The organism is Pelovirga sp., from assembly GCF_059864205.1.
On the sequence record NZ_JCBCBS010000132.1, the window covers coordinates 1 to 3,707 of the forward strand.

Sequence of the window (3,707 nt, forward strand, 5' to 3'; positions counted from 1 at the left end):
GGACTACTTTATTGGTCGTTGTGATAAAACGGTGAGCCGTGAGCCGTGAGCAGTGAGCAGTGAGCAGTGAGCAGTTAACCGTTCACGGCTCACCGCTCACCGCTCACTTATGATTGAACAAAGGACGCCGCTTCAGCGGCAGACCAATGACAATAACCAACTTTTTAACCATCGACGTTGAAGACTACTTCCACGTATCAGCGTTTGAGAATATCTCGCCGCCCGACAGTTGGGGTGCGCGTGAGTGCCGGGTTGAGGGTAACACCAACCTGATCCTTGATATCCTTGATGAATACAACACCAAAGCAACCTTCTTTATCCTCGGTTGGGTTGCCGAACGCTATCCCCATCTGACCAAAGGGATAGCTGCGCGTGGCCACGAAATTGCCTGTCACGGCTATCTGCACCAACGTGTCGCCCTGATGGGACGTGATGAATATCGCCGGGATATCCGCCGCGCCAAAGCCCTGCTCGAAGATCAGGGCGGCCAGGCCGTCAACGGTTATCGGGCGCCGAGTTATTCCATCACCCGCCAGACCTTCTGGGCCTTTGATGAACTGCTGGATGCCGGTTTCACCTACGACTCCAGTATCTTTCCCATGCGTCACGATTATTATGGCATTCCGGACTGGCCACGATTTGCCGGTTACGCTGTTAAAAAAGGGGATAGCTGGACAGCGGCAGACATTTCCGCCACCGGCCGTGCTATCAGAGAGATTCCAATTACCACATTAAGGATGGGCGGAACAAATCTGCCCATCGCCGGTGGCGGCTATTTCCGTCTGTTGCCGTACCAGCTTACCCGGTGGGGATTACAGCAAATCAACAATAAAGAAAAGCAACCCTTTGTTTTTTATCTCCATCCCTGGGAGTTTGACCCAAAACAGCCACGGATGGCAGGTGCAAGAATAAAAAGCCGGTTTCGCCATTATCTTAATCTCGACCGCACAGAAATACGCTTTCGGACCTTATTGCGGGATTTTAGATTTGGGCCGATTGGAAACTCGTATCGTTAAAAACGAGTTGGAGCGTAAAAGATATAAACCAGGGGCTGGACTGCTCACCAGGACTACAGAGGAAAAAGCCCCCACCACCTGATCGGCAGTGGGGGCAACCCCCCTCCGGATCTATTGTGACATAGCAATTCTATGTCGATCCGGCACCCACTATAATGTGCCGATCTGACTGAAATCTGACTGGCGAAGAAAAAAACACAAAAAAGTGAAAAAAAACCAAAAAAAATCCTGATTAGCACCAATCTTCCGCTCTACTCTGAAAAGTCTTCACTCTTGCGAAAGCGGGAGTCCAGGAAGTGTAATTTGCAGGGACATTCAGGCTGTTTAGGGTGAATATCAGATTTAATCAGATGTTAACTGCAGGAAAAATAAGATTACTGGGTTCAGGGACTGGCACCTGCGGTGCCAGTCCCTATTGGCGTGTCTTAATCAGAATAGGTGTTTCAGCTAATAGATTCAGATAGATTTTCATTGCGGCGAAGGATTGATGACCTTTTTACCTTTCTTATGTGGGCCCTTTACTAGAAAATGCTGCACAATGTTCTTCTTTTGCGTTACATTGTCTAACATCGAAACACAATAGGAGGCCATTATGAAAACCGACATGCTCAGCGCACGCATTGATCACGACACCAAGGTTGCCTTTACCCTTATCTGTGACGAAGTGGGCCTCAGCCCTTCTCAGGCGATCAAGCTTTTTGCCAGGGCGGTGATCAACCACGGTGGCATCCCTTTTGAGCTGAAAGTACCACAGCCAAACGCAATCAGCACTGCTGCCATGCAGGCGTTAATAGAAGGTAAAGGGCACCGTGCCTCGTCACTTGATCAACTATTAACAGACCTTACCGATGGCACAGTCACCCCTGCATGTTCTTGACCATGCAGGGTCTTGAATATTCAACGCAGTTTAAAAAAGATTTCAGGAAAATTACCAGACTGCCAATTTCTGACATTATTCTGGTCGGTCATATTATCGGCAGATTGCAGCGTGGTAAACTCCTCGATGTTATTGCTTCGGCGACAAAACAGTTAAAAGTTGAACTCACATCGTCATTCCCGCGAAAGCGGGAATCCAGCGAGACGCAAAGCCGCGAGACCGGAGACAGGGTTTTAATTGTCGGGTTTGTCGGGCTACCATGGTGAAACTGATACAGTTTAACAACTGCCTCAATCACCCTGGGGCAGTTTTTTATTTGATAGGTGTTGAGTGCCTGTCCCCATTAGTGCTCTATCAACATAGTCAAAAGAGGGCGATATGACGCAGGATGACAGACATTTGTGTTCCCGGATTGTCAATCTCCTCAAAGCTGAACAAGGGCTGAAACTGGCAATTATTTTTGGTTCTGCTGCCGCTGGTACCATGCGCCCTGGCAGCGATGTTGACCTCGCGCTGTTATTTGACCAACCGTTAGGCGCCGAACGTAAAATGGCTATTGCCGCCCGACTTGAGGGGGTTCTGTTGAGGACAGTGGATTTAATAGATTTGTCAACTCTCTCAGGTACGAGGGGACAGTCCCTCTAAACCCAAAAGGGACAGTCCCCGGATTCCAGGGACTGGCTCCGCAGGTGCCTGTCCCTCTGACTCTGACTCTGACTGGCAAAAGGGGGGGGATTATGCCACGGACAGCGAGACAGCTTAGTGATGGCGGCATCTATCATCTAATCAACCGGGGCAATGGTCAACAGCCGGTATTTCACAAAGACGGTGACTATCAAGCATTCACTGAACTTATGATGGAGATGAGCGAACGATTTGCAGTAGAATTGTTCGCCTGGTGCCTGATGACCAATCACTATCATCTTGTTGTAAGGCCGAATAAAGCAGAATTGCTCAGCAAGGGAATGCACTGGTTTCAATCAACCCACGTTCGTAGATATCACCGCCACTATAAAAGTAGTGGGCATTTATGGCAGGGGCGTTACAAAAGTTTTGCAATAGACGACAGCGATCAACTTTTAGCGGTCATTCGTTATGTAGAAGCAAACCCCGTCCGCGCCGGTATGGTTGATTCAGCAGTCGATTGGCCCTGGTCGTCCCACTATCAACGAGGGACAGGATCCGCAGGTGCCTCCCTTAACAGCACAAGTAGCAAACTTAACATCAGCACATTGCCGATTGCGTTACCACAACCCTGGACAGAGTATGTCGATACACCAATGACAGAGTTGGAAATGTATAAAATGAGGAACTATGACCAGTAAAAGTTAAGTTGAAAGCCGGGGAATAGTGCCTGTCCCCACAAAGAGGTCATGACATGAATACGCAGATAAAGAAGTCATACTAAATAAGTTGCATCAATTTAAAAGAAAACATGGCAGAAAATACGGTATAGAATCGTTGGGAATTTTTGGTTCCTGTGCACGCGGGAGTGCCCGGCACACCAGCGATGTCGATATCGTTATTGAAACGAAGACACCCGATCCCTACATTGTTGTGCACATTAAGGAACAACTCGAACAAGATTTAAACTGTCCCGTTGATGTTGTCAGAATGCGTAAAAATATGAATCAAATGTTAAAAGAAAACATTGAAAAAGATGTCGTTTATGTCCAATAGGGATTTTCTCATTCAAGTACTTCAGCAAACCGAAGATGCTGTTCGAAAGATTATCAAGTGCAAGACTTGACCCCCAGGCCTTCTGGAATTCCAGAAAGGAACGACACAAGATGAATACAGCTAAGGATGAGGTT

5 protein-coding genes are annotated in these 3,707 nt (G+C 47.8%); all 5 read left to right on the forward strand.

The window, feature by feature from the left end; genetic code table 11:
* The first annotated feature begins 146 nt into the window (after positions 1–146).
* The 5 genes from AC6F7T_RS08300 (at position 147) to AC6F7T_RS08320 (ending at position 3,573) form a co-directional block, all read left to right on the forward strand.
* Positions 147–1,016: an XrtA system polysaccharide deacetylase gene (locus AC6F7T_RS08300; protein WP_500717758.1), complete on the forward strand. Its 870-nt coding sequence runs from the start codon at positions 147–149 to the stop codon at positions 1,014–1,016.
* A 592-nt stretch (positions 1,017–1,608) separates the two neighbouring features.
* Positions 1,609–1,893 (forward strand): type II toxin-antitoxin system RelB/DinJ family antitoxin, encoded by a 285-nt coding sequence (locus AC6F7T_RS08305; RefSeq protein ID WP_500717760.1) that lies wholly within the window; start codon positions 1,609–1,611, stop codon positions 1,891–1,893.
* A 378-nt stretch (positions 1,894–2,271) separates the two neighbouring features.
* Positions 2,272–2,538, forward strand: coding sequence for a type VII toxin-antitoxin system MntA family adenylyltransferase antitoxin (gene mntA / locus AC6F7T_RS08310; protein ID WP_500717763.1), 267 nt, complete (start codon positions 2,272–2,274; stop codon positions 2,536–2,538).
* Between the two features lie 92 nt (positions 2,539–2,630).
* Positions 2,631–3,218 (forward strand): REP-associated tyrosine transposase, encoded by a 588-nt coding sequence (locus AC6F7T_RS08315; RefSeq protein WP_500717765.1) that lies wholly within the window; start codon positions 2,631–2,633, stop codon positions 3,216–3,218.
* A gap of 88 nt (positions 3,219–3,306) precedes the next feature.
* Positions 3,307–3,573, forward strand: coding sequence for a nucleotidyltransferase domain-containing protein (locus AC6F7T_RS08320; RefSeq protein WP_500717768.1), 267 nt, complete (start codon positions 3,307–3,309; stop codon positions 3,571–3,573).
* The last annotated feature ends 134 nt before the right edge of the window (positions 3,574–3,707 follow it).